The sequence below is a fragment of the candidate division TA06 bacterium genome (assembly GCA_016235665.1).
Classification (GTDB): Bacteria; Edwardsbacteria; AC1; order AC1; family EtOH8; genus UBA5202.
Map to the genome: position 1 here is coordinate 82416 of JACRJI010000010.1, position 25018 is coordinate 107433.

The 25018-nt window shown below is 54.5% G+C and carries 26 protein-coding genes; 20 read left to right on the top strand and 6 right to left on the bottom strand.

The features are described 5' to 3' along the window. Positions 1 to 24: 24 nt before the first annotated feature. The 4 genes from HZA73_05420 to HZA73_05435 form a co-directional block, all read right to left on the bottom strand. Positions 25 to 612 (bottom strand): hypothetical protein, encoded by a 588-nt coding sequence (locus HZA73_05420; protein ID MBI5805465.1) that lies wholly within the window; start codon positions 610 to 612, stop codon positions 25 to 27. A gap of 374 nt (positions 613 to 986) precedes the next feature. Then, the gene (locus tag HZA73_05425) at positions 987 to 1541 is read right to left on the bottom strand and encodes a GNAT family N-acetyltransferase (protein MBI5805466.1); all 555 of its coding nucleotides are present in this window, start codon (positions 1539 to 1541) and stop codon (positions 987 to 989) included. Positions 1542 to 1671: 130 nt separating this feature from the next. Then, positions 1672 to 2985, bottom strand: coding sequence for a bifunctional UDP-3-O-[3-hydroxymyristoyl] N-acetylglucosamine deacetylase/3-hydroxyacyl-ACP dehydratase (locus HZA73_05430; protein ID MBI5805467.1), 1314 nt, complete (start codon positions 2983 to 2985; stop codon positions 1672 to 1674). Positions 2986 to 3148: 163 nt separating this feature from the next. Further along, on the bottom strand, positions 3149 to 3463 hold the full coding sequence (locus HZA73_05435) for a hypothetical protein (protein MBI5805468.1): 315 nt from the start codon (positions 3461 to 3463) through the stop codon (positions 3149 to 3151). Between the two features lie 144 nt (positions 3464 to 3607). On the opposite strand from HZA73_05435, the gene HZA73_05440 reads away from it, so the two are divergent. The 4 genes from HZA73_05440 to HZA73_05455 all read left to right on the top strand — a co-directional run bounded on the left by HZA73_05440 (position 3608) and on the right by HZA73_05455 (position 6800). Further along, complete coding sequence (locus tag HZA73_05440) at positions 3608 to 3931, top strand: helix-turn-helix transcriptional regulator (GenBank protein ID MBI5805469.1); 324 nt, start codon at positions 3608 to 3610, stop codon at positions 3929 to 3931. A gap of 86 nt (positions 3932 to 4017) precedes the next feature. Next, on the top strand, positions 4018 to 4848 hold the full coding sequence (locus tag HZA73_05445; GenBank protein MBI5805470.1) for a metal ABC transporter ATP-binding protein: 831 nt from the start codon (positions 4018 to 4020) through the stop codon (positions 4846 to 4848). Beyond that, positions 4845 to 5678 carry a metal ABC transporter permease gene (locus HZA73_05450; protein MBI5805471.1) on the top strand — a complete coding sequence of 278 codons (834 nt, stop codon included), beginning with the start codon at positions 4845 to 4847 and terminating at the stop codon, positions 5676 to 5678. Before HZA73_05445 ends, HZA73_05450 begins: the two co-directional genes overlap by 4 nt. Before the next feature lie 27 nt (positions 5679 to 5705). After that, positions 5706 to 6800 (top strand): hypothetical protein, encoded by a 1095-nt coding sequence (locus HZA73_05455; GenBank protein MBI5805472.1) that lies wholly within the window; start codon positions 5706 to 5708, stop codon positions 6798 to 6800. A gap of 800 nt (positions 6801 to 7600) precedes the next feature. On the opposite strand, the gene HZA73_05460 is transcribed toward HZA73_05455, so the two are convergent. Further along, on the bottom strand, positions 7601 to 8395 hold the full coding sequence (locus HZA73_05460) for a mechanosensitive ion channel family protein (GenBank protein ID MBI5805473.1): 795 nt from the start codon (positions 8393 to 8395) through the stop codon (positions 7601 to 7603). A gap of 110 nt (positions 8396 to 8505) precedes the next feature. Continuing rightward, the gene (locus HZA73_05465; GenBank protein MBI5805474.1) at positions 8506 to 9384 is read right to left on the bottom strand and encodes a polysaccharide deacetylase family protein; all 879 of its coding nucleotides are present in this window, start codon (positions 9382 to 9384) and stop codon (positions 8506 to 8508) included. 217 nt (positions 9385 to 9601) lie between these two features. On the opposite strand from HZA73_05465, the gene HZA73_05470 reads away from it, so the two are divergent. The 16 genes from HZA73_05470 (at position 9602) to HZA73_05545 (ending at position 24961) form a co-directional block, all read left to right on the top strand. Beyond that, positions 9602 to 10687, top strand: coding sequence for a 4Fe-4S dicluster domain-containing protein (locus HZA73_05470; protein MBI5805475.1), 1086 nt, complete (start codon positions 9602 to 9604; stop codon positions 10685 to 10687). 106 nt (positions 10688 to 10793) lie between these two features. Then, positions 10794 to 11630 carry an FAD/NAD(P)-binding protein gene (locus HZA73_05475; GenBank protein MBI5805476.1) on the top strand — a complete coding sequence of 279 codons (837 nt, stop codon included), beginning with the start codon at positions 10794 to 10796 and terminating at the stop codon, positions 11628 to 11630. Between the two features lie 136 nt (positions 11631 to 11766). Next, positions 11767 to 12231 (top strand): hydrogenase maturation protease, encoded by a 465-nt coding sequence (locus HZA73_05480; GenBank protein ID MBI5805477.1) that lies wholly within the window; start codon positions 11767 to 11769, stop codon positions 12229 to 12231. Between the two features lie 28 nt (positions 12232 to 12259). Continuing rightward, positions 12260 to 13714, top strand: coding sequence for a hypothetical protein (locus HZA73_05485; protein ID MBI5805478.1), 1455 nt, complete (start codon positions 12260 to 12262; stop codon positions 13712 to 13714). Positions 13715 to 13782: 68 nt separating this feature from the next. After that, on the top strand, positions 13783 to 14427 hold the full coding sequence (locus tag HZA73_05490; GenBank protein ID MBI5805479.1) for a hypothetical protein: 645 nt from the start codon (positions 13783 to 13785) through the stop codon (positions 14425 to 14427). 36 nt (positions 14428 to 14463) lie between these two features. Then, positions 14464 to 16512 carry a hypothetical protein gene (locus HZA73_05495; protein ID MBI5805480.1) on the top strand — a complete coding sequence of 683 codons (2049 nt, stop codon included), beginning with the start codon at positions 14464 to 14466 and terminating at the stop codon, positions 16510 to 16512. Positions 16513 to 16587: 75 nt separating this feature from the next. Beyond that, positions 16588 to 16758 carry a four helix bundle protein gene (locus HZA73_05500; protein ID MBI5805481.1) on the top strand — a complete coding sequence of 57 codons (171 nt, stop codon included), beginning with the start codon at positions 16588 to 16590 and terminating at the stop codon, positions 16756 to 16758. A 30-nt stretch (positions 16759 to 16788) separates the two neighbouring features. Next, positions 16789 to 17007, top strand: a complete 219-nt coding sequence (locus tag HZA73_05505) for a four helix bundle protein (GenBank protein MBI5805482.1) — start codon at positions 16789 to 16791, stop codon at positions 17005 to 17007. Positions 17008 to 17022: 15 nt separating this feature from the next. After that, positions 17023 to 18702, top strand: a complete 1680-nt coding sequence (locus tag HZA73_05510; GenBank protein MBI5805483.1) for an NADH-quinone oxidoreductase subunit C — start codon at positions 17023 to 17025, stop codon at positions 18700 to 18702. Between the two features lie 65 nt (positions 18703 to 18767). Further along, complete coding sequence (locus HZA73_05515) at positions 18768 to 19667, top strand: NADH-quinone oxidoreductase subunit H (GenBank protein MBI5805484.1); 900 nt, start codon at positions 18768 to 18770, stop codon at positions 19665 to 19667. Positions 19668 to 19731: 64 nt separating this feature from the next. After that, complete coding sequence (locus tag HZA73_05520) at positions 19732 to 20127, top strand: four helix bundle protein (GenBank protein MBI5805485.1); 396 nt, start codon at positions 19732 to 19734, stop codon at positions 20125 to 20127. A gap of 43 nt (positions 20128 to 20170) precedes the next feature. Continuing rightward, positions 20171 to 20623: a 4Fe-4S dicluster domain-containing protein gene (locus HZA73_05525; GenBank protein MBI5805486.1), complete on the top strand. Its 453-nt coding sequence runs from the start codon at positions 20171 to 20173 to the stop codon at positions 20621 to 20623. A gap of 93 nt (positions 20624 to 20716) precedes the next feature. Then, positions 20717 to 21379 (top strand): NADH-quinone oxidoreductase subunit K, encoded by a 663-nt coding sequence (locus HZA73_05530; GenBank protein MBI5805487.1) that lies wholly within the window; start codon positions 20717 to 20719, stop codon positions 21377 to 21379. A gap of 69 nt (positions 21380 to 21448) precedes the next feature. Then, a complete protein-coding gene (locus HZA73_05535; protein MBI5805488.1) occupies positions 21449 to 21925 on the top strand; it encodes a cyclic nucleotide-binding domain-containing protein in 477 nt (158 codons plus the stop codon). Between the two features lie 206 nt (positions 21926 to 22131). Then, positions 22132 to 23658 (top strand): oxidoreductase, encoded by a 1527-nt coding sequence (locus HZA73_05540; protein MBI5805489.1) that lies wholly within the window; start codon positions 22132 to 22134, stop codon positions 23656 to 23658. 139 nt (positions 23659 to 23797) lie between these two features. After that, a complete protein-coding gene (locus HZA73_05545; protein MBI5805490.1) occupies positions 23798 to 24961 on the top strand; it encodes a branched-chain amino acid ABC transporter substrate-binding protein in 1164 nt (387 codons plus the stop codon). Positions 24962 to 25018 lie beyond the last annotated feature (57 nt).

Sequence of the window (25018 nt, forward strand, 5' to 3'; positions counted from 1 at the left end):
TTCGGGGCTTTACCCTTGAAACATCTACTGTCGAACTGGTGTCAAGTAAAATACTAAACTACCGTTAATGCTCATATTGAAAAACTTATAATTACTATTTGACGTTTTAAGCCAAAACAATTGTGGCCCAACCCGAATTCCCAATCTTTTTGCAACAAACCATTCTTTATCTACGCTCATATTAAATCCTAAGCCATTTCCTCCATCGTCACCTTCGGCCGCACTCCATTTGTGCGCCAATGAAACTTTACTATATGCACCTAAAACAGACACTTTAATGGCAGCCGGCGTTTTGTAACAAAATCCTAATCCAAAAGCATCAAGATTAATATAATCATAGGTTCCAACTTTTAGTTTATTCAAACCTCCGAATTCGCCAATTTGAACTGCAAAATTATCTGTAATACCCCAACCAAAAGAATGATTCTTGGTTACAATTGAAAATACAGTTTTATTAATGTTTGAATATTCCGTTGTAAATCCCGGACCAACACTAAACTTCAAGAACAAGCCTTGTTGCGCCTTGGCAGGAGACAATGTGAATAAAAGGAATACAAGCAATAAAATCATTTTATTGCAAAGACCAGCACTTGCCTTTTCTAAAACGATCATCTTTTTCAACAAAAGATGATGGTGGATACATCTATGATAGTTCATAAAATCAATTTTGCTTTAGACGCTTATGCTAATCATTTTGTTACTGTGCGCGGGTTTGCAAAGGTGGCAGTTAAATGGCATTGCGCTTGCGGTACCAGTTCTCTTTACTCAGCCTGTACGCCGCAACAACAGCCCAGGCGGGCGGTGGGGTCGATGATGGCGGTTGGATGGATCTGATTAGGCATGTTTAGATACAGTAAAGATTGTTTTTATGTTTAATAAACGGGGCATAATGTTTTGTACTTGGCGAAGCGGCTGATCCAGATGCTCTTAATTTCAGGATAACATTGCTGCCGTTAGCAATTCTTTGTTTTTTGTTCAGTCAAATATTACGGTTTTCTTTCGTCCCAATCTCGTTTCAACATTGCGTATTGGAATTCACTTCCCCATTTTCCTTTAAAAAATATGTTTTCAATGAAGTGTCCTTCTTGTTTAAATCCGGTGCCTTTTAGTAAATTAATTGAAGCAATGTTTTCAGCGTCCACGGTTTCAACTACTCGGTGTATTTCTTTTGTGTCAAATAGAAAGGTCAAAATGCCATGCAGAACTTCTTTTGCATACCCCTTTTTTTGTTCAAGGTGTGAAATCGTAATTCCAATCTCTGCAATCCTTGTATCGTGCCGGTCAAGTTTAATTGCACAATCGCCAATAAGTTTTCCGGTTTCACTGTTTTCAATTCCATACTGCACCCATTCTCCCGCTTTGCCAAAACGTTTTGTCGAGTTATTTTTAATAAACTCTTCGGCTTGTTCAATTGTCATCACGTCAAAACCTTGATATTTTGTAACTTCCGGGTTTGAACGATAAACATGAAAGTCAGATAGATCTGATAATTCGAGATGTCGGATGGTAAGTCGCGTCGTTGGTATATTTAATATTTCCATTGTCAAAAATTCCACCGTTTGTGATTTTATTGGTTGTCTTTTACAATGAACAACGGCTTTTCGGTTTGCGAAGGCATTGCGCGAACCTGCCGCCAGAGGTAGGATTTACACAACAGTTACATATAATTTATCAGTTAAGTTTTCGGTCCACCACCGCCGCGGTCAGCTCAGCCTCGCAGACCACCTGGCCGTCCACCAGGGCCCGGCCCTCCATCTTGCAGATGCCCCGCTTGAAAGAGGCCAGGGTCAATTCGAACCTCAGCTGGTCGCCGGGCATCACCGGCTTGCGGAACCGCACCTTGTCTATGGCCGCAAAGTACAGCAGTTTCTGGTGGTAGTTCTCCACCGAATGCAGCACCATGAACGCCCCGGTCTGGGCCAGGGCCTCCACTATAAGCACCCCGGGGAACACCGGGTGGTCCGGGAAATGCCCCTGAAAGAAGGGCTCGTTGATGGTGACGTTCTTCAATCCCACCACCCGTTTGCCTTCCTCCAGCTCGATTATCCGGTCCACCATCAGGAAGGGGTAGCGGTGGGGCAGCATCCCGGCGATGGCGTTGATGTCGAACACCGGGCCCTTCTTCTGGCGCTCCACCTCGTCGTAAACCTTCTTCAGTTCCTGCACCAGCTTCACATTGGAGCGGTGGCCGGATTTAATGGAGATGACGTGGGCCCGCAGCGGCCGGCCCAGCAGGGTCAGGTCGCCCAGCAGGTCCAGGATCTTGTGCCGCACGAATTCGTCGGGGTAGCGCAGGGGCTCCTTGTTCTCGATCCCCTTTTCCCCGATCACCACCGCCGACTGCAGGCTGCCGCCCTTGATCAGGCCCTGGGCCCTCAAATGTTCTACGTCCCGGGCCAGGCAGAAGGTCCGGGCGTCGGCCAGCTCCTTGTCAAAGGTCTCCCCGCTGATGGGGAAGGAGGCGTACTGGCTGCGCAGGATATGGTGCTCAAAGTCTATGGTAAAGCTGATCCGCAGCTCGTTGCTGGGGCTGGCCACCAGCTGGACGCTGCCGTCGTTGACCGAGACCACCTTGGGCAGGTCAAAGTAATGCCGGGGGGCGTCCAGCTCCACCGTGCCGGCCTGTTTCAGGATGTCCAAAAAGGGGCGGGAGGAGCCGTCGCCGATGGGCGGCTCGTTGTTGTCCATCTCCACCCGGATGTTGTCTATCTCCAGCGAGGCGATGGCCGCCAGCACGTGCTCCACGGTGTGGGCCTTCACCATCTGGCCGTTAAAGTCCCTGCCCAAAGTGGTGCCCCGGGCGGTCTCCACCACGTACTCGATCAGGGCCGGGATCTCCGGGCAGTCCGGGATGTCGGTGCGGATGAAGCGGATCCCGGTATCGGCCGGGGCCGGCTTAAAGGTGAGGTTGGTCATGTTTCCGGTGTGGACCCCGACCCCGGAAAAACGGACCTCGCTGACTATTGTTTTCTGCAGTTTGGGCATTAAAAATCATCTCCTAAAATGGATGGTGTAAAATATAATAATACCCCAAAACCAGGGGGTTGTCAAATGATTTTAGGGGTTTATTAAGCCTGTTTCTGGTTTAAATAGAAGACAAAAAAACGGGGCTGCAAATGCAGCCCCGTTTTTATAAACTTAACTGTGGTTATTTTACCTGATATACTTCCGCAGTTTTTGTTTGTATTGTTAAAACACCAAGAAGACCGCTCAATAGAAAATCGACAACAGACATTTTAGTCTCGACCCGCACCTTGGAATTTGCCGGAACAATGCTATCTGTTGAATTGTCGCCAATGGGAACTAAACCCCACAAAACATACCAACAGCGTTTTGCGGCAATTTTCTCACCAGTCGATGTGGTTGGAGCCAACTGGGCATTGCCCCCAACTTTGATAGTTGCGCAACCGATGAAGGAAAGGCAAAAGACCACCAGAAAGAAAGAAGCAAATAGTTTTTTCATACCAGATCTCCTTTATTATGTGGAGTTAATGATTTGTAATAAAATACCACATATAACTATACATGTCAAGTAAAAAGTATATATATAATATGGTATATTTTAAACGGCAGTAGTGATACTATAATCAAAACAAAGGATCATTATATGCCGGAAAAGGAACTAAAGCTTATCGGCCAGCGTATAAAGGATATTCGCAAAGCGGCAGGGTTAACCCAAGATGCCTTGGCCGAGAAAGCTTGGATGCATTCAAAATATGTAGGTCAGATCGAACGTGGTGAAATAAACAGCACGATCGAAACATTGATAAAAATAGCAAACGCGTTGAATATGCCTTTGCAAGAGCTCTTTTATGTTAGCGATAACAAAGGCAAGGAATTAGTGGTTAAGCGTATTTCTGATAGGCTAAGGATGCAAAAACTAAAAACGCTGGAGTTGTTGGAAAAAATGGTAAAAGCGTTAGAAAAATAAAGCCGCCCCGAAAGGGCGGCTTTAAAATTTTGGTTAGTGCTAATTCCTTGACAAAATATGACCTATTGCTTATAATGAAAATTCTGATGGTAGAAATAACTATACAAAATACCCCCTCCTGCGGCTCCTGTTGCACCAAGCTGGTGCGGGTGGGGGTCAAGCTGGGCAATAACGTGGTGCTGGAGGACATCAACCTGCACCTGCACTGCGGCCAGCTGACGGCCATCGTCGGCCCCAACGGAGCCGGCAAGAGCACTTTGCTCAGGACCATTCTGGGCGAGGTTCCCCATGCCGGGCACGTCCATTTCCTGGACTTCGGCAAAAAACGCCCCGACAAGCCCTTCATCGGCTACGTGCCCCAGCGGCTGGAGTTCGACCCCTCGGCCCCGCTGACGGTGGCCGACCTGTTCGGCGCGGCCCTGCTAAAGCGCCCGGCCTGGATGGGCCTTTCCCGCGGCCAGCGTAATGTTGTCGGGGAGGCGCTGGACACGGCCGGGGCCGGGCACCTGTTTAACCGCAAGCTGGGCCAGCTTTCGGGCGGCGAACTGCAGCGGGTGATGCTGGCTTTGGCCTTGACCCCGCTGCCCGATCTGCTGCTTTTAGACGAGCCGGTCTCCGGGGTGGACATGGCCGGGGTGGACGCCTTCTATGAAATGGTCTCGCATCTCCGGGAGCGCTACCATCTGTCCATCATCCTGGTCACCCACGACCTGGCGGCGGTGGCAGGGTTCGCCGACCGGATGATATTCCTGAACAAGAAGATGATCGCCCAGGGCTCGCCGGCCCAGGTGCTTGGCCATCATTTGGTCCAGCAGATCTTCGGGCGGCTGAAACCGGAGTTGAAGCAGGCGGTCCCGGAAACTCCCGAAAGTATTCCCCATGACTGCATCGCCTGCGAGCTGGAGGTGAAGCCATGATGAGTTTCTGGCAGCAAATGATAGGGCTGCTGCCCTTTGAATGGGCAAAATTCGCCTTCATGCAGAACGCCTTGCTGGCGGCCCTGCTGGCCTCGCTGCTTTTGGGGGTGCTGGGAACCATGGTCATCAGCCGCCAGATGGCCTTCTTCTCCGACGCCGTGGGGCACGCCGCCCTGACCGGGGTGGCCATCGGCGCGCTGCTGGGGCTGGGCGACCCGCTGTGGGCCATGCTGGTCTTCTCCGCCCTGCTGGCTCTGTCCTTCAGCTTTTTAAGGCAGCGCACCAAGGCCTCGGCCGACACCGTGATCGGGCTGATCATGTCCTTTGCCGTGGCCTTGGGCATAGTCATCCTTTCCCGGCGGGGCGGGTTCAGCCGCTACTCCCAGTACCTGATCGGGGACATCTTGAGCGTGGGCCCGGCCGATATCGTCAAACTTATGGTCCTGCTGGCGGCGGTGGCCGGGTTCTGGGTGTTCTATTTCAACCAGATAATGCTGCTGAGCCTAAGCCCCTCGCTGGCCAAAAGCCGCCGGATCAACACCGGACTGGCCGAGGCGGCCTTCTCGGTGATGACCGCCCTGGTGGTGACCGTGGCCATCCAGTGGGTGGGCCTGCTGGTGATCAACGCCCTGCTGATACTGCCGGCGGCGGCCGCCCGCAACCTGGCCGGAAACATGAGGCAGTACCTGTGGCTCTCGGCGGGCTTCGGCCTGGCGGCCTCGCTGACCGGGCTGGTCGCCTCGTACTACTGGGCCACCGCCTCCGGCGCCACCATGGTGCTGGCGGCCATGGCGATCTATCTGGCGACCCTGGCGTTCAAAAGGAAATAAAAATCAACAAAACAATACTGGATATCAATGAATAAAATATTCTTTTCGCTCCTGTTCCTGCTGCCGCTGCTTTGGACTTCCCCGGCCCTGGCCGGCGATCAATGCACCCAATGCCGGAAGTTGATCACCGCCAAGGACAGTTATATCGAACACGAGGGCAAGGTCTACTGCTCCCAAAAGTGCTTTGCCCAGGCCATGCCCAAGTGCGCCACCTGCGGGAAATCCATCGCCGAGGGCAAGGGGCTGGCCGGCGGCTATGTCTACACCAAGGACAAACACTACTGTTCCGACGAGTGCTTCCAAAAATCACTGCCCGCCTGCGCCGTCTGCGGAAAACGTACCCAGGGGGGCTTAAGGGACCAGCAGGACAAGAGCAAATTTTACTGCTCCCAGGAATGCTACCGGACCACCCTGCCCAAATGCGCCCTATGCGGGGATGTGATGCAGGCCTGGACCGAGATCGAGGGCGCAAAGTTCTGCAATCATTGCGCCCAGCTGCCGGAATGCTTCAACTGCCAGATGCCCGGGGCCGGCCGGGAATCCGGGGACGGGCGCCGCTGGTGCGATTCCTGCATGGCCCTGGCGGTGATGGATCAGGCTGAGGCCCAAAAAATGTTTGACCAGGTGCGCCGGGACATCAAGCAGCACCTGAATACCTTCACCGGTGACACCATCGCCTTTCATATGGTGGACGCCGACAGCCTGGCCCTTTTATTGGGACACAAGAATTTTGCCGAAAGGGGCTTTTACAAATACAATGTCCGGTACACGGTCAATAAAAAGAAACAGAAAAAAGTGACCCGGGAACTGTTCGACATTTACATCCTCTCCGGTCTCTCGCCCGAGAATTTCCGGGACGTGGCGGCCCACGAGCTGGCCCACGACATCAACTACCGCTATTTCCCCAAGGTCCAGGGCCAAAGGGAGGTGGAGGGCTTTGCCGAGTACATTTCGGCTTTGATGAACAAATACTGGGGCCAGGAAAAAGCCAACGAAAGCAAGATCAGAAACCAGCAAAAGGAATATGCCGAGGCCTACAAGTATTTTCTAAAACTAGGAGAAAAGGGCGGACTGAATGCGGTGTGGGAACACATGGAAAGGAAGAACAAAGCCGGCAGGTAAACGGAGAATAAGAAAAAAGAAAAGCCCCGCCAGCGGCGGGGCTTTTTCAATGTCTAAGTGATCTGGTCCGGCACAAAACAAAAGCGCCCCGAGGGGGCGCTTTTGAAACTGTGTTAAGAAAACTCAGTTATTTCTTTTTCTTCTTGGCGGCTTTCTTCTTGGCTGGCATGATTAAACCTCCTTTCTCACCGGAATTCCTCCGGTACTTAAAATTGTGGTTTGTTCTGTTAGCGAGCCAGTAAATTTATGCCGATCTTTTTACTTTTTCTTAGCGGTCTTCTTGACGACCTTCTTCACTGCCTTCTTGACGACCTTCTTGGCGGGTTTTTTTGCGCAAGCCATTATTTTCACCTCCTTTAAGATAAAATAATTTGAATCTTGTATTAAGTATGTATAAATATACAACATATTGTATATTTGTCAAGAAAAAAAATAAAAATATTTTTCGGTGGATAACTTTTACCGTATTGCAAAAAAATGAAAGTATTGTAAAACCCTTTAAAATCAATGGTCTTAGAGAACAATAAAATATATTTTAATGAATAGTAAAAAAAATATCCACAACACAATGGGTAGTGTTGTGGATAACTATTCTATGGTTTTTTCAAAGATTTTTTGGGAAATGGGCTGAAAACAGGAAAAGACAAGGGTTTCAAAGAATCCACTTCCAAAAAAATTGTACAAACCGCATAATTACTATTGTTTTCGGATCTCATTTATTTTTTTAAAAGTAAAAAAACATTTTTTCATTCCCAATTCGAGCCGCAGCAAAAACCGGTTTTCGGGAACAGGAAACCGGATTAATTTTTACTGATGATCTCCCGGTGGGGAAAGGCTGGGCGTATCCCGCGCCCCAGCAGCACCCGCTGGATATTTTCATTCAGGTCGGAAAGGCTTTGCAGATAAGCCTCGCCCTTGACCCACAGGAAAAGATCCAGGCTGGTGCCGCTTTCCCCGAAACCCTGCACCACTATGAAGGGGTGGGGATCGGGCAGGGCGTGCTGGTAGCCGCGGGCCTCGTCCAGGATTATTTTCTTGGCCAGGGCGGTGTCGGCTTCCGGGCCCAGCTTAAAGTTCAGGCAGAGGCGCCGGGTCTTGTAGCGGGTGAGGTTCACTATTTTGTTTTTGATCAGGTTCTCGTTGGGTATCCGGACGTAGAGATTGTCGAAGGTCCGCAGCTTGGTGGACAGCAGGTCGATGGAGGTGACCGTGCCCATCTGGCCGTCGAAGTCGATCACGTCGTCGATCTCGAAGGGCCGGTCCATCAGCAGGAAGAAGCCGGAGACGATGTTGGCCACCGAGGTCTGGGCGGCGAAGCCCAAAGCCACCGACATGATGCCGGCCGCCGCCAGGATGGCAGTCAGCTTGACGTCAAAGATGTCCAGCACCGCCACCAGCACCAGCACGATCACCGCATAGTAGACCACCTTGCCGATCATCATGGCGGTGTGCTTCTCCGATCTTTTGGCGGCGGCCTTCTCGGTCATTTTGGCCAGGGCCTTGGCCGCGAAGAAACCGATGGCCAGCGTGATCAGGCCCTTGACGGCCATGCCGGACCTGAGCCACTCGGGAAGTTGTTGGATAAGGTCTTTCATGAAAAGTTCCTTTCCCTTGCCACAGAGACACTGAGACACCCTTCGATATACTCAGGGTAAACTCCGGCACGGAGACTCGTTATTTTTAATTTTTGATTTACTGTTATAATCTATCGTTTCATGACCCTCTTGGCCAGGGCCGTGCCGCCGGCGCACCAGTTCACCAGGCGGCTCCACAGGTCCTGCAGCCAGAACCAGGCGGAATCGTGGTCCACCTTGTGCTTGATGTCCCACAGTAGATCCGTGACATAGACCCCGCAGCGGCGCAGGGCGTAATAATCGATGTCGCTGTTCTTCTTCCCGGGCGAAAGACTGCAGGCCGAGAGGTAGCCGGCATCCCGGGCGGCCTGCTTTACCGCTTCATTGTAAAGACCGAAGGGATAGGACAGGGTGGTCACCGGCAGGCCCAGGTTCTGCTCCATCACTTGGCGGGATCCCGCCAGCTCTTCCCGCAACTGCTCCGGGCTTAATGAACGCAGGTCCCGGTGGGTTTTGCCGTGGGAGCCGAACTCGATCCCGCAGGACTGCATCTCCCTCATCTGTTCCCAGTTTAGGTGCCCGAACTTCAATCCGCCCCAGTTGATGTCCCAGTCATTCATTTTCCCCGCGTAATCCGTGACCACAAAGACTGTGGCGGTGAAGCCGTATTCCTTAAGCAGGGGAAAGGCGTGCTGGTAAAGACCGGCGTAGGCGTCGTCAAAGGTCAGGCAGAGGTATTTCTTTCCGCCGCTTTCACCCTGCCGCATCAGTTCCACGGCCCGGGACAGGGTAACGCTTTGGTAGCCGTTCCGCTTGAAATAATCCAGATGCCCGGCAAAACGCCTTGGGCTGATCATGGTTCCGCCCAACTCCAGCCGGGTATCCACCTTGTGATAGGCCAGGATGGGAATGGAACCGTTGGCCGGCGGGCCGAAGCGAAACCGCCAGAACAGATAGAGCAAAGCCCAGACCAGAGAGGCCGACAGCATAAATACAATCAATGTCTGCATGGCCTGAATTTTACAGCCTAATGGCTCCGGTTGTCAATTAAAATATGGGTTATAATTTTTGGCAAAACCCTTGACTTTTTATGTTCTTTGTGAAATAATTCACTTTCTGTGCCCCGAATATATCCGAACGGTCAACGGTTATCTTGTGACCCCGGGTTTAAGGGGCCATTGTCCCATTATCCGCAATCATTTCAATCATACTTAAGGCAATAAAAATATGCCGGAAAAGACGGTTTATTCGCTGGCCAAGGCCCAGGTGCCGGAGCTGATCGCCAAACTGCTGAAATCCCGGAACGAGGTATGGGCTCCGGTAAAGGGTGAGGGCGGCGACACCTTTTTGGCGCAGATCGACTCGGCCAAGCAGATAGCCCCCGAATACGTCAACGGATTCCTGGGGGCCAAGCGCTATGTGTTTCCGCAGCTGGAGGAGCTGTTCCGTTTCAAGAAGGGCAAGAACGGCACCACTCTGGAAACGGAATTCGACCAACCCCGGGCGGTGATCTGGGGCATCCGGCCCTGCGACATGTCGGCGGTCAACTATTTCGACAGTTTCTTCGGGCAGGGCGCCAAGTCCGGCCCCGGCTGGAAATCGGGCGATCCATTACCTGATCCGTTATACGAAAAGCGGCGGGAGCGGGCGGTGTTCATCACCCTGGCCTGCAACCAGGCCGGGCCCAAGTGTTTCTGCGTCTGCACCGATTCTGGGCCGTTCCTCTCCAAGGGTTTTGACATCCAGCTGACCGACCTGGGAACATATTATCTGGTTGAGGTGGGGAGCCCCAAGGGAGGGGAGTTCGTCAAGGAATTCAAGACCCTGTTCGGGACCGGGAACGAGAACGATATGAAGCTCCGCCGGAAGCTGGAAACGGAGGCCGAGAAGACCTTCCAGCAGCCGGTCAGTTTCTTCGCCAAGGCCATGCGCAAGCTGGACGGCGGCAAGGTGGACCAGAAGTTCTGGGAGAAGGTGGCCGGGTACTGCATCGGCTGCGGCGGATGCATCTATGTCTGCCCCATGTGCAGCTGCTTTGACGTGGACGACAAGATGGAATCCGACACCGAGGGCCTGCGCTACCGGGCCTGGGACACCTGCGACTTTGCCGGGTTCACCCGCGAGGTCTCGGGACACAACCCCCGGGCCTCCAGGGCCGACCGCCGGAAGCGTTGGTTCTACCACAAGCTGTCCATGGACTATCTGGAAAAGAACCCGGTGATCGGCTGCGTGGGCTGCGGACGCTGCGTGGTCACCTGCCCCGGCGAGGTGGACATGGCCACCGTGGTGAGGTGGATGAGGAAGGTTGAGTGACCTCACCCGCCCGGACTGCCCGCGAAAAACGCGAAAGATCACGAAAAATATTTTGAAGTTGTTTGGGTTTTAGAAATTAGAATTTAGAAATTTAGCAAGAAAAGTTATGAATCCCAATATCTATGTTCCTTATATAGCCGAGATCACCGACATCAAGCAGGAGACCGGCGACACCCGGACCTACGATGTCAGGATAAAGAACAGGGACGAGGCCAAGCTGTTCGTCTCCCGGCCCGGCCAGTTCGTGGAGGCCTCGGTGTTCGGGGCCGGCGAGGCCCCCTTTGGGCTGACCACATCGCCCAAAGAGCCGGGGGTGATGACCTTCACCGTGCGGGCCTGCGGCAAGGTGACCAACGCCCTGGCCGAATTGAAGAAGGGCGACGAGATAGGCATCAAAGGCCCCCTGGGCAACAGCTTTTTGGACAAGATAGATTCCAAGGGCAAGGACATCCTGGTGATCGGGGGCGGCATATGGCTTCCGCCGCTGCGCTCCATGATAGACCACATCTTCAATAATCGTTCAGATTACCGGGAGTTCACCATCCTCTACGGAGCCAGGACGCCGGCCGACCGGGTCTACAAATATCAGCTAAGCGACTGGGAAAAGAAGACCGACCTCAAGCTGATCCAGACGGTGGACGTTGCCGACAAGGACTGGACCGGCAACGTGGGGGTGGTCACCACTTTGTTCCCCAAGCTCAAGCTGGACATCCCCAACACCGTGGTCTACACCTGCGGCCCGCCCATCATGATCAAGTTCGTGATCATCGAACTGCTGAAGCTGGGCCTGCCGGAGAAGCAGATAGTGTCCACTTTGGAGCGCTACATGAAGTGCGGAGTGGGGAAATGCGGGCACTGCTGCATCGGGAACAAGTACGTCTGCACCGACGGGCCGGTGTTCGATTACACCGAGATCAAGGGGCTGGCAGAAGAGGCGTTCTAACGACCGGGCAACTATCGTTACACAATGGTGATGCGATGGGAATACAATTGTCATGCAATGGGGATACCCTTGGAATACTGGGGTGTGACAATGATTGGTCAATAGTATCACCACGGTATAAACGGGGAGGGCAGTCGTGATTGACCTGATAGAGTACCTGCGTTCCCTGAACCAAAACTCCCTGATCATAGGGGTGGGGAATCCGTTGCGGGGCGACGATGGATTCGGCCCGGCGCTGATAGCAGGACTTAACGGCAAGACCGGCATAAAACTCCTGGACGCCGAGGAAATCCCGGAAGCCTTTCTGGACCAGGCGGTGAAAATGGCCCCGGACAAACTGCTGATCGCCGACGCGGTGGCCCTGGGCGGCCTGCCGGGGGAAGCGGCCCTGATGCCGCCGGAATCGCTGGGGCAGAAGATAGCCATCTCCACCCACAACCTACCGCTGTTGATGTTCATAAAATTCTTCAGAGAGCAAAGCCCCAACACCGAGGTGATGCTGCTGGGGGTCCAGCCCAAGGGCATAGAGTTCGGAAAAGAGCTGAGCCCGGAGATAAGGAAGACCATAGACAGCCTGGTGAATATCATCGTGTCAAAATAAAATATCAAATATCAAAGATAAAAAATATATGCTGTTACCAATTTTATTATTCACCATGCTGCTGCTGCCCTTTGCCGGGGCGCTGGTCTCGCAATGGCTGCCGGAGAAGAGGCAGGACGGCTTTGCCGCCGTCATAGTCAGCCTGGTGACCGCGGCCTCGCTGTGGGCGGTGTTCCTGGGCCTGAACCAAAGGGTGGACATCAACATCCTGCCCTGGCCCTGGCTGCCCCAGGGAACCCAGGTGCTGGGGATCCATCTGGACCCGCTGTCCATCGTCCTGCTTTTGGTGACCACCATCATCGGGCTGGCGGTGACCTTCTATGCCCGGGACTATCTGACACCCCAGAACAAGTATCATCCCGTTACGGGCGGCAAGCGGCGCTTTTACCTGTGGCACCTGCTGTTCGTGGGGGCCATGGTGGGGGTGGCCCTGTCCCCGAACTTTTTGCAGATGTTCATCTTTTGGGAGCTGACCACCATCTGTTCCTGGGCTCTGATCTCCTATTACCATAATAATGAATCCCTGGAGGCCGGGTTCGAGGCCCTGATCAAGACCTTCTTCGGGGGCATCTTCTTCCTGATCGCTTTGATCGTGATCTTCGTCAACACCGGCAGTTTCGGCTTTGACGCCATCAATCTTTTGACCCCCCAGCTGAAGACGGCGGTCTTCATCCTGTTCCTGATAGCGGCCTGGGCCAAGTCCTCCCAGATCGTATTTTTCGCCTGGCTGCCCAACGCCATGGCCGCGCCCACCCCGGTCAGCTGCTACCTGCACGCGGCCGCCATGGTCAAGGCCGGAGTATATTTGATGGCCCGGGTGGCCATATCCACCGTGGGCTTCTCCTACGGGCTGGGCCTTTTAGTCGCGGTGTTTGCGGTGTTCACCATGCTGGCCGCGCTGTTTTTGTTCTTCTTTCAGACCGATCTCAAAAAATTCCTGGCCTATTCCACCATCGCCCACCTGGGATACATCTTCCTGGGGATCGGGCTGGGGGTGATGGGCAGCTACTACGGCTACCAGGGCGCCATCCTCCACATCATCTGCCACGCCCCGGCCAAGGCCCTGCTGTTCATCTGCGTGGGGGCCATTGCCTATGCCACCGGCACCCGCAACATGGACGAGCTGGGCGGCCTGACCAAGACAATGCCTTTGACCTCCATCGCCTTCATAGTGGGAACTTTGGGCGTCACCGGCATCGCCCCGCTGTCCTGCTACTGGTCAAAGCTGTTCCTGATGGAGGGCGTGATAGAGATGGGCGGCAAGACGGCCGTCTTCCTGATCATCCCCTTCGTGGCCGAGATCATCATCGCCTTCGCCTGGTATTTCTTCATCGCTCACAAGGTGTTCTTCGGCGAGGCCTCGCCCCGGGTGAACCAGGCCCTTAAACTGCCCATGAACACCAAGGTCATTTTGATAGTGCTGATGGTGCTGACCGTGATCGCCCCGCTGGTGGGTTTGCCGCTGGTGAAGCTGATCAGGTAACTAACGGGACGCGGATTGACGCAGATTTTCGCGGATATTATTTAAAGATATTTTATCACATAAACATAATGTGCATAAATAAAGAACACGATATTACCTCGGTGTATTTACCGACAAACGAACCTTATTTAGGTAGGGAACTGGTTTTTCATTTTGACCAAACTATAATATCTTGTTTAGAAATTAATGCGGATATCGCAGCTTACACGCATAATGCTAAACTATCGGATATTCAGAAAGCAGCTTGTCAAATCATTCCGCAAGGAATAAATCTGTCTCTAACGATACGAGAATTAGTTCGACAGGGTTACCTTTTTGGTGCAATAGTATTAATGCGCCCGCTAATTGAGAGAGCAGCAATCATCTCCTATTTACATGCAAACCCCGACAAAGTTAATGTTTGGCAAAGAGGATGGCAGTATGGAGAGAGACCCCCTCTTTCAACAATGCTTGAAACAATGAGCGGCAATGCAGACATTAAACTTGCTAAACAGATATGTGAAGATTTTAATCATATTGTGCATGGTGACCCTGTTGGTTCACAATGGAATTTAGTTAACCTTAGTAATGGTGGATTAGGTTACTCTGTTGGGAAAGTAATAAATGATCCTGACTTATGTGATTTTATTTGTGCACAGTCTTATTGTTACCTGATAGTTTTAATGGGCAGAATGGCAGGGATCTTTCCTGAGGTTAATAGCAAAAAACTTTAATGTTGTAATTTATAATTCGTAATTTCAGATAAAGATATGAGCCTTCAATTCATCATACTCCTTTCCATGGGCTGGCTGCTGGCCGGCGCGGCCGTGACCCTGGCCATGCCCTACTCCCGGCGGACCATCGGCTGGGTCTCGCTCTTCTTCCAGACCCTGGCGGCGGGCGGATTCGGCTACGTGGCCATCCAGGTGCTGGCCAACGGGACCTTCAGCCTAGACAAGCCGCTGTTCTCGGTGGCGGGGCTGGGGGCGGCCTTCCTGCTTAAGGTGGACGCGCTGTCGGCCATTTTCCTGCTGGCCATCACCATCGTCTCCTGGGCGGCCGGGCTGTACTCGGTGCAGTACATCAAGCACTACAAGGAATCGCTGGGCCGCTACTATCCGCTGTTCCTGCTGTTCCTGCTGGGGATGTACGGGGTGGTGGTGGTGCGCGACCTGTTCTTCTTCATCGTCTTCTGGGAATTCATGACCCTGACCAGCTACGGCCTGGTGGTGTTCGAATGGGGCAACAAGCAAAGCGTCAACGCCGGGTTCAAGTATTTTTTAATGACCCACATCGGCACCGCCGGCATCATCATCGCCGCCAACACGCTGTACCACTATTCGCAGTCCTTTGATTTTGAGGCCCTGCGCCCGGTGATGGCCCTTTTAAGCACCGAGAACCCGGCCCTGCTGCACACCATCTTACTGCTGTTCTTCGTGGGCTTCGCCACCAAGGCCGGCGTCTTTCCCTTCGGCGACTGGTTGCCCGACGCCCACCCGGCGGCCCCGGCCCCGGTCAGCGCCATCCTCTCCGGGGTGATGATCAAGATGGGCATCTACGGAATACTTCGTATCTTTTTGGGGATGCTCCCGGTTTCCGAGTTCTCCTACATCTGGGGCAACATCTTCGTGATCTTCGGCACGGTCTCGCTGTTCATCGGCACCATGACCGCCATGTTCCAGCACGACGCCAAGCGGGTGCTGGCCTTCCACTCCATTGGCCAGAACGGTTACATCATGCTGGCTCTGGGGGCTGGCCTGATGCTGGCCCGGATCTCGCCGGCTTTGGCCACGGTGGCCGTCATAGCCGGGCTGTTCCATTTGATAAACCACGCCGCCTTCAAGTCGCTGCTGTTCCTGACGGCCGGCTCGCTGCAATACCAGACCGGCCACCGCGACCTGGACAAGATGGGGGGCCTGGCTAAATACATGCCCTGGACCGCGGCCGTGGCCCTGATAGCCGCCATGGGCATCTCCGGCATCCCGCCCTTCAACGGCTTCGCCAGCAAGTGGCTGATCTACCAGTCCACCATCAACGCCGGGTTCAACACACCCATCCTGCTGCTGTGCGGACTGATCGCGCTGTTCACCAGTCTTTTGACCCTGGCCAGCGTGATGATCAAGTACATCGGCCTGGCCTTTCTGGGTCAGCGCCTGCCCAACAATAAAGAGGTCAACAGCGACGTGCCCCGCTCCATGATCTGGGCCCAGGCCGTCCTGGCGGCAGTGGTGGTCTTGGAAGGGGTGCTGGCCGGGTTCATCGTCCGCGGCCTGTACACCGCTGCTTCCGGGCTTTTGACCCCGGATTACTGGCCCCAGTTCTCTTCGCTGTTCCACACGGCCTTCCTTGGCCTGCGCCTCAACTTCGGCGAGGGGCTGGTGGGCTTCTATAATCCCCTGTTCCTGCTGATCATATTAACAGGGCTGGCGTTGATCGCAGTACTGTTCTGGTGGTCGGGCGGGGCCAAGCGCAGGGTGGTCTCCGAGCTCTGGTACTCGGGCGAACTGCAATCCCCAGCCTCGGTTCGCTATTCCTCTTACAGCTATTTCAAGACCTTCAAGCAGAATTTCAACATCCGGATCGGCAAGTACACCCAGGAGGGCGTTTATCCCAAGTGGCCGTCGGTCAAGTTCAAAAGGCCGTTCAAGATCAAATACCTGCTGGACGTGGACAGCTGGCTTTACCGGCCGCTGGCTTTCATTGGTCACAAGGCGCTGGAGATCTTCGCCGGAACGCACAGTGGGTTCCCCCAATGGTATCTGCTGTGGATGGTGATCGGGGCGGCGGCGGCCATGCTGGTGATGTTTTTGGTGAGGTAAACCGGGAAACCGGTTGAAGAGGTTGAACGAACATACGGTTGAAGATGTTGAAAAAGTTGAAGTGATTGAAAATATATGACGGTCAAGAGATTTGAGGATCTGAAAATCTGGCAACAGGCCAAAGAGTTAGCCAACTTAATTTACGATTTAACCGGAACCAATGCTTTTAAAGGCGACAGGAGCCTTACAGATCAAACCCGACGGGCGGCAGTTTCGGTAATGGCCAATATTGCCGAGGGATTTTAGAGAGGCAGCAACAAAGAATTCATTCAGTTTTTGTTTATTGCAAAAGGTTCGTGCGGAGAATTGAGAAGCCACCTGATATTTGCTCAAGAACGCGGTTATATATCCCCGGCACAACATACGCAAGCCAGAGAAATGGCTTTAGGGATTTCCACGATGGTGTATAACTTCATCATATATTTACAAAACACTAAAGTTAAAGGCAAGAGGTGCCAAACCTCTTCAACAATTTCAAAAAAAGCAACATCTTAAACATTCAGGGATACAATGACCAAACAGGAAATCCTCTCTTTACTAAAGGCCAAGCTGGGCACCGGATTCATAGCCCACACCGAGCCTATCCCCGACCAGCTGTGGGTGGAGGTCAAGCCCCAGGCTTCGGTCCAGGCCGTGGAGCTGCTGCACCGCACCACCAAGGCCCGCTACTTAGTGAGCGTGGGCTCGGACGAACGGGAGCTCAAAAAGCGCTTCGGGGTCTACCACCTTTTCAGCTTTGACAAGGAGCACTTCTTCGTCACCATCGACGTCTCGGCCGACCCCCACAAGCCGGTGCTGCCCTCCATCACTAACGTCCTGGCCGGGGCCAACTGGTCGGAGCGGGAGATCCGCGATCTTTTGGGAGTGCAGTTCGAGGGCCATCCCGATCCCCGGCGCCTGGTGCTGGCCGACGACTGGCCGAACGAGGTCTATCCGCTGCGCCGCGATTTTGACTACAGTTCCAAGCCGCCCTCCAACCCGGAGAACGCCTATCCCTTCAAGGACAACCCGCCCAACACCACGGTGGTGGCCATGGGCCCCTATTTTCCTGTCTTTGAAGAGGCCACATACTTCCGTCTCTACGTCGAGGGCGAGAAGGTGGTGGACGTTGACTACCGCGGCTTTTACGCCCACCGGGGGATAGAAAAGCTGGGCGACGCCTCGCTGACCTACAACCAGATTCCCTTCATCGCCGAGCGGATCTGCGGCATCTGCGGCTTCGTTCACAACGTCTCCTTCTGCAAATTAGTGGAGCACGCGGCCGGGATCAAGGTCCCGCGCCGGGCCGACTATATAAGAACCATCATGCTAGAGCTGGAGAGGATCCATTCCCACGCTTTGTGGCTGGGGGTGGCCGGGCACATCATCGGCTTTGACACGGTGCTGATGCAGACCTGGCGGATGCGGGAGCCCATCATGTGGCTGTGCGAAAAACTTACCGGCAACCGCAAGACCTACGGCATGAACCTGATCGGCGGGGTGCGCCGGGACATCACCAAAGCCCAGGTGCCCGAGGTCCGCAAAAAGATAGACGCCATGGACAAGGAATGGCAGGCGGTGCTGGATGCCGTCAAGGACGACACCACATTAAGAATGAGATTAGAGAAGGTGGGGATCCTAAACCGCGAGCAGAGCCACGAGTGGGCGGCGGTGGGCCCGGTGGCCCGGGCGGCCGACATCGACATGGACTCCCGCAAGGACCATCCCTACTGCGCCTACGACGCGGTGGACTTCAAGGTGATCACCGCCGACACCAACGACGTCTGGGGACGGACCGTGGTCCGGATCCTGGAAACAATCGAATCGTTCAAGATCGTCCGCCAGTGCCTGGACGCTTTAATGGAACTGCCGGAGGGCGACATCATCACCGAGATCCGGGACGAGATCCCGGCCGGGCGGATAGCCATTTCCGCTGTCGAAGCGCCCCGGGGCGAGGACGTCCACTTCCTTTTGACCGGCGGCGACAACCGGCCCTACCGCTGGCGGGTGCGGTGCCCAACCTACCCCAACCTGCCCACCGTGCAGGTGATGGTCAAGGGCGAGCAGGTGGCCGACGTGCCGATCATACTGGGCTCCATAGATCCCTGCTTCAGCTGCACCGAGCGGATGGAGGTGGCGGACGTTAACACCGGGAAGATCAGGGTTTATTCACAGGAAGAACTGGCGAACTGGACCACCAAGCGCAGTTAGAAACGGTTGGAAACTGTTGGAAATGGAAGAGTTTTCATTCAAAACAATATTAAGTTAATAGCGATATGCAGTCATTAGTAAAAATGATCATCATGGTGGCGCTGCTGCTCTTCGTCTCGCCGCTGCTGGAGGGCGTCCTGCGCAAGTTCAAGGCGCTGGTGCATTCCCGGCTGGGGCCGCCGTTGCTGCAGCCGTACTGGGACATCCTTAAGCTTTTGGGCAAGGACGACGTCCGCTCGCCCCACGCTTTCCTGGGACCGCTGCCGGCCTTTCTAGGACTGGCCGCCATCCTGGCCGCCGGCCTGCTGGTGCCGCTGGGCAACAGCGCGCCCTTCGCCAGCGGAGACCTGTTCCTGTTCCTGTACCTGATCGGCTTCGCCTCGGTCTGTGTGATGCTGGCCGGCATGGACTCCGGCTCTCCCTACGGCTTTCTGGGCACCGCCCGGGAGATGATGACCTCGTTCGTGGTGGAGCCGGTGCTGTTCATCGCCCTGATCACGGTGGCCATCAAGACCCGTAACTTCCGCTTCTCGGACATGGCGGCCTGGCAGCAGATCTCCGGAACCTCGCTTTCCACCATCATCTCCGGCCTGGCCCTATTCCTTGGTATCCAGGCCCAGCTTTCCAAACTGCCGTTCGACATCCCCGAAGCCGAGGGCGAGCTGATGGGCGGCACCTTTGCCGAGATGTCCGGACCGACCTTCGCCCTGTACCGCTGGGGCTTCATAGCCAAGCAGGTGATATTCTCCATGATCCTGGCCCAGTTGTTCTTCCCCTGGCCGCTGGGTTTGGTTGGCCTGTGGGCGGTGGTGGCCCAGATAGTCAAGGTGGTTCTGATCGTGGTGCTGGTGGGCCTGATCGATGTGGTCAATCCACGCTTGCGGATAGACCAGGCGCTCATCTATTATTTTGGTGTGATATTGATGGCGATCGTCGGGCTGGTCTTCGCACTGGTCGGAGCTTGATATTGAACAGATAGTTTACAATTTACAGTTTAAAAGTTTGTTTGAATAACGCAAGGAGGTTTGTATGGGTACGTTCAGAAAGTTTGAAGACATTACCGCTTGGCAAAAAGCGCGCGAGTTGACAAAGTTGGTTTACGAGATCACTAAGGACGGAAGTTTTTCAAAGGATTTTGGCCTGCGAGATCAAATAAGAAGAGCCGCTATTTCTATGATGTCCAACATTGCAGAAGGGTTTGACAGGGGCGGCAGAAAAGAATTTATTCAGTTTTTATCAATAGCCAAAGGCTCCACTGGCGAGGTCAAAAGCCAATTGTATATCGCAGTGGACCAAAATTACATTACCAAAGATTTATTTGATAAAACATTTTCCTTGGCAGAGGAAGTTAATCGTTTGATTTTTAGCCTGATAAAGTACCTGAGCAATACTGAAATTAAGGGAATAAAATATAAAGTTAACTGATTACAAAAACTGTAAATTGTAAACAATACAACTGTAAACTGATATGATACTATCAAAGATAAAAGAAGCCATCATCTGCTTCAAGAACCTGAGGGTCACCTTCCCCTATCCCCTGAAGAGGAACATTGAGGCCCTGCCGGTGGAAGGTTTTAGGGGCAAGCTGACCATAGACGTGTCCAAGTGCATCGGCTGCGCTGGCTGCGCCAATGTCTGCCCCTCGCGGCTGATCATCGTCACCGACAAGAAGGCGGTGCGCCGGCTGGACTTTTACCTGGAGCGCTGCACCTACTGCGGGCGCTGCGCCGACGTCTGCCCGGAGAAGGCCATCACCATGACCCAGGAGTTCGAGACCGCCACCAACGACGTCCACAACGACATGCACATCAGCGCCGAGGTCTACATGGGCACCTGCCAGCGCTGCGGAAGATGCTTCGAGACCCAGACCATCCTGGACAAGATGATGACAGTGGGGTTCAGGAACAATCAAGCCGAGTAACTGCCACAGAGACACAGAGACGCAGAAGATTAATGTAGGCTTAAAGTAATATCCGATCCATCAAACCCAATTTATTAGCTTATAGGTCAAAGTATGGGCGACTTAATCACAACTTTAATGGTCTGCCACTTCATAGCCTCGGTGGGCGCGGCCGAGATCAGAAACCTGAAAACCTCCACCATCTTTCTGATGCTGCAGTCCCTGCTGCTGGCCCTGATCATCGCGGCCTTTGCCGGGCGCAGCCAGAACTACTCGCTTTACTGGTGGGTGGCCCTGACCGTGATAACCAAGGTCATCATCATCCCCTGGCTGCTGTGGGTCCACATCAAGAAGACCCAGGTGATGGAGATAAAACCCCTGGTCAGCTTCGTGGTCTCGTTCATCGTGCTGGCCATCTTCCTGGTGGCCTTCTACCAGATGATCCACACCTACGCCGGCTTCGTGGCCCCCACCGCGGCGGCGGCGGTGGAACCGGCCCGCTCGGCCCTGGCCCTTTCCTTCACCATCTTCGTGCTGGGGCTTTACGTGCTGGTGATCCACCGGGACGCGGTCAAGATAATCATCGGCCTGCACCTGATAGAGAACGGAGTGCACCTGGCCCTGGTCACTTTGGTTCCCCAGCTGCCGGTGACCACGGTCCTGGGCATCGTTTCCAACGTGGTGGTGGCCGCGGTGATGCTGCTGTTCCTGACGGATAACATTTACAAAACCTTTGGGTCTTCGGACACCATGAAGCTTTCCAGCCTGAAGGGCTGATCCGGTTACCGCTGGATGGTCCGGCCTGGGTCAATAAAGAACGTTTAACGTTTGAAAGGAGCCCGGCAAATGACAGACAAAAATATCCTTAAAAGCATCTCGCTGTTTTCCGATTTTTCGGACAAGGAGATCGAGAAGATGGCGGTCCTGTTCTCCGATAGGTCCTTCAAGGAAAACGAGGTGCTTATACCGGAACAGTCCGAGAACCGGGAACTGATGATTCTTTTGGAAGGCAGCGTGGCGGTGGAGGTGGGGTTGAGCCTTTCGGCCAGCGCCGAAAAACTGATGTTGACCTCCGAGGACTCCCCGGGCCGGATCATCGAATGGTCCTCGGCCATCGACACCACCAAAAGCGGCGGCACCGCCTCGGCCCGGGCCTTAAAGCCCACCAAAGTGCTGGTGGCCGACGGGCAGGCTTTGGTCAGCCTTTTTAAGTCCGAGAAGGAACTGGGTTACAAAATGATGCACAAGATCCTGCTGGTGATCGCCTCCCGGTTGAAGGACACCAGGTTGCAGTTGATCAGCATGGCGGCGCAGTGCCGGTAACTGAAAATATCATCGCGAGAAGGACAGGCATAAAGACGAACGAAGCGATCCAACTGTAAACAAGTCAGATTGCTTCACTTCAACCGCAAAGCACGAGGCAATTCTCAGTGCAGGCGTCTGCAAGGCAAGTTATCATACTCGCAATTACATGGGGCAATGGCAATAGTTTTGAAAACAGTACAAAAGCAATAAAATAGAGATATCATATGGTCGTTACTATCAATCCCACCGCGGTCTCAATCCTGCCGTTCCTGGTGTTCATGGTTCCCCTATTCTTCGGGGGCCTGATCTTCGCCCTGGGGCGCTACGGCAAATTCTTCCGGCAGGGGCTGGCCCTGATCGGGATCTTCGCCACCTTGGCCATCTCGGTGATGATGACCGGCCGGGTGCTGGGCGGCGAGGTGCTGACCTGGTGGAACAACAATTTCTACATCGACGGCCTGGCCACCCTGATGGAACTGGCGGCCAGCGGGCTGGGGGCCATCGTGGTGGTCTACTCCATCTACTATTTTTCGGAGAAGACCGAGGCCGCCGAGGCCCACCCCTACACCAGCATGACCAGCTACTACGGGCAGATCATGGTCTTTTTGGGGCTGATGAACTGGACCTGCGCCACCAACAATATCATCATGATGTACGTCTCGCTGGAGTTCACCACCCTGGCCACGGTCTTTTTGGTGACCTTCCACTGGAACAAACAGGCCTTGGAAGCCGGTTACAAGTACCTCCTCCTGGTCACTGTGGGGGTGATCTTCGCCCTGCTGGGCTCGGTGTTACTCTACGCGGCGGCTATTCCCTACCTGCCGGTGTCAAGGGTCCTGCTTTTGACCGAGCTGGGGACAATTGCCACCAAGATACCCACCAACATCGTGCTTTTGGCCTCAGCCTTCCTGGTGGTCGGCTTCGGCACCAAGGCCGGGCTGGTGCCCTTCCACGCCTGGCTGCCGGACGCCCATGCCGAGGCCCCGGCCCCGGTAAGCGCCCTGCTTTCCGGCATCGTCATCAAAGTGGGGGCCTACGCTTTGGCCCGGACCATCTCGGTCTTCGCCCCGCACTACGGGACCATCCCGCTGTTCATCGCCATACTCTGCTCCATCTCCATGATCGTGGGGATGATGATGGCCATGATCCAGGACGACCTGAAACGGATGCTGGCCTACTCGTCAGTCGCCCAGATCGCCTATGTGATCGAGGGCCTGGGAATGGGCACCTACCTGGGGATCTACGGAGGCCTGATGCACCTGCTGAACCACTCCATCGTCAAGGGCCTGCTGTTCCTGGCGGTGGGGGCGCTGATCTACGCCACCGGCAAGCGCAAGGTGTCCGAGCTGTCCAGGACCAATTTAAAGATGCCGATCACGGCCTTCGCCTTTTTCGTGGGCATCTTCGCCCTGTCCGGGATGCCGCCCTTCAACGGCTTCGTCTCAAAATTCACCCTGTTTTTGGCGGTGGGCCAGGCCAATCTGCTATGGGCGGCCATCATCGGCATCATCACCTCGCTGTTCACTTTGGTCTGCTTCTTCAGGGCCGGTTACAAGATATTCTGGTCGCCCAAGGAGGTGCACGCGGTGGGCGCGGAAGCCACCACCGCCACCGAGGTCCCGGCTGGGATGTGGGTGGGCATGGTGATCCTGGCCGCAGCGGCCATTGTGCTGGGCGTGTTCCCCCAGGTAGTTCATCCGCTGATAGATAGTGCCACCAAGTGCATTCTGAGGATCCTCATTGGAGGCTAATACTGGTTGTCCGGCAAAGTTGAAAAAGTTTGAAATGTTTGAAAAGTTTAAGATGGTTGGAACAAACATAGTAGCACGATTTTAGTATTCGTAGCACGAAATAAATCCAAATACAACCAATATACAATGGACAGATGATATGAAGAAGACAACGGCAATTCTATTAACGGCAGGCGTCCTGGCCTCGCTGGTGTTCTCGGGATGCGGGCCGGGCGGACAGCAGATCAAGATCGGGGTGGCCGGCCCCTTGACCGGCGAGCAGGGCAAGGCCGGGCAGGACCTGCTGCACGGGGTGCAGCTGGCGGTCTCGGAGTGCAACGCCAGGGGCGGGGTGCTGGGCAAGCGGGTGGTGATCATCGCCGGGGACGACCGGGCCGATGACCGTGAGGCCAATGCCATCGCCCAGCGCCTGTGCGACCAGGGAGTGGCCGGGGTGGTGGGGCACTACAACAGCCACTGCTCCATAGCCGGCAGCCGGATTTACAACCAGAGGATGATCCCCCAGATCACCCCTTCCTCCACCAATCCCAAGTTCACCGAACAGGGCTTTGCCAACGTCTTCCGCACCTGCGGCCGCGACGACCAGCAGGGCAGGATAGCCGCCGATTACGCCTTCAATGTCATGAAAGTCAAAAAAGTGGCCATCTTCTCCGACGGCACCACCTACGGGCTGGGCCTGGCCGAAGAGTTCAAAAAATCGATCCTGTCGTACAATCAACCCAGAAAAATCGAAGTGACCATTGTCGCCGACGCCCAGATCCAGATGATCACAGAGGGCAAGTCCCCGGACTACGGCCCGCTGCTGGATCCCCTGATCAGCTACCAACCCGACCTGATCTATTTCGGCGGCAGTTACCCCGAGGGGGCCATGCTGATCCGGCAGATCAAGGAACGCCGGCTGGCGGCGGCCTTCATGTCCGGCGACGCCATCGCCAATTCGGAGCTGATCAAGCGGGGCGGGGTGGCCACCGAGGGAATATACTTCACCTTCGGCCCGGCGGTAGAGGACATGCCCCAGGCCGGCAGGTTCTACGATTCCTTCAAGGCCCGCTACGGCGAGCTTGGGCCGTACTCGGTCTATGCCTACGACGCTGCCAACGTGCTGCTGAAGAGCATAGAGCTGGCAGGGACCACCAGCGGGGATTCCCTGGTCAAGGTTATCCATTCCGCCAAATTCGCCGGAGCCATGGGCGAGCTGGAGTTCGACGGGAACGGCGACATCAAGGCCGCGCCCTATGTGCTGTGGACGGTGAAGGGCGGGGAGTTCGGGCCGGTCAAGGCGGAGGCTTCCAACGAACAATAACCACAAAGTCACAAAGACACAAAGGATGAATATTCTATTTGGTGCCTTAGTGTCTTG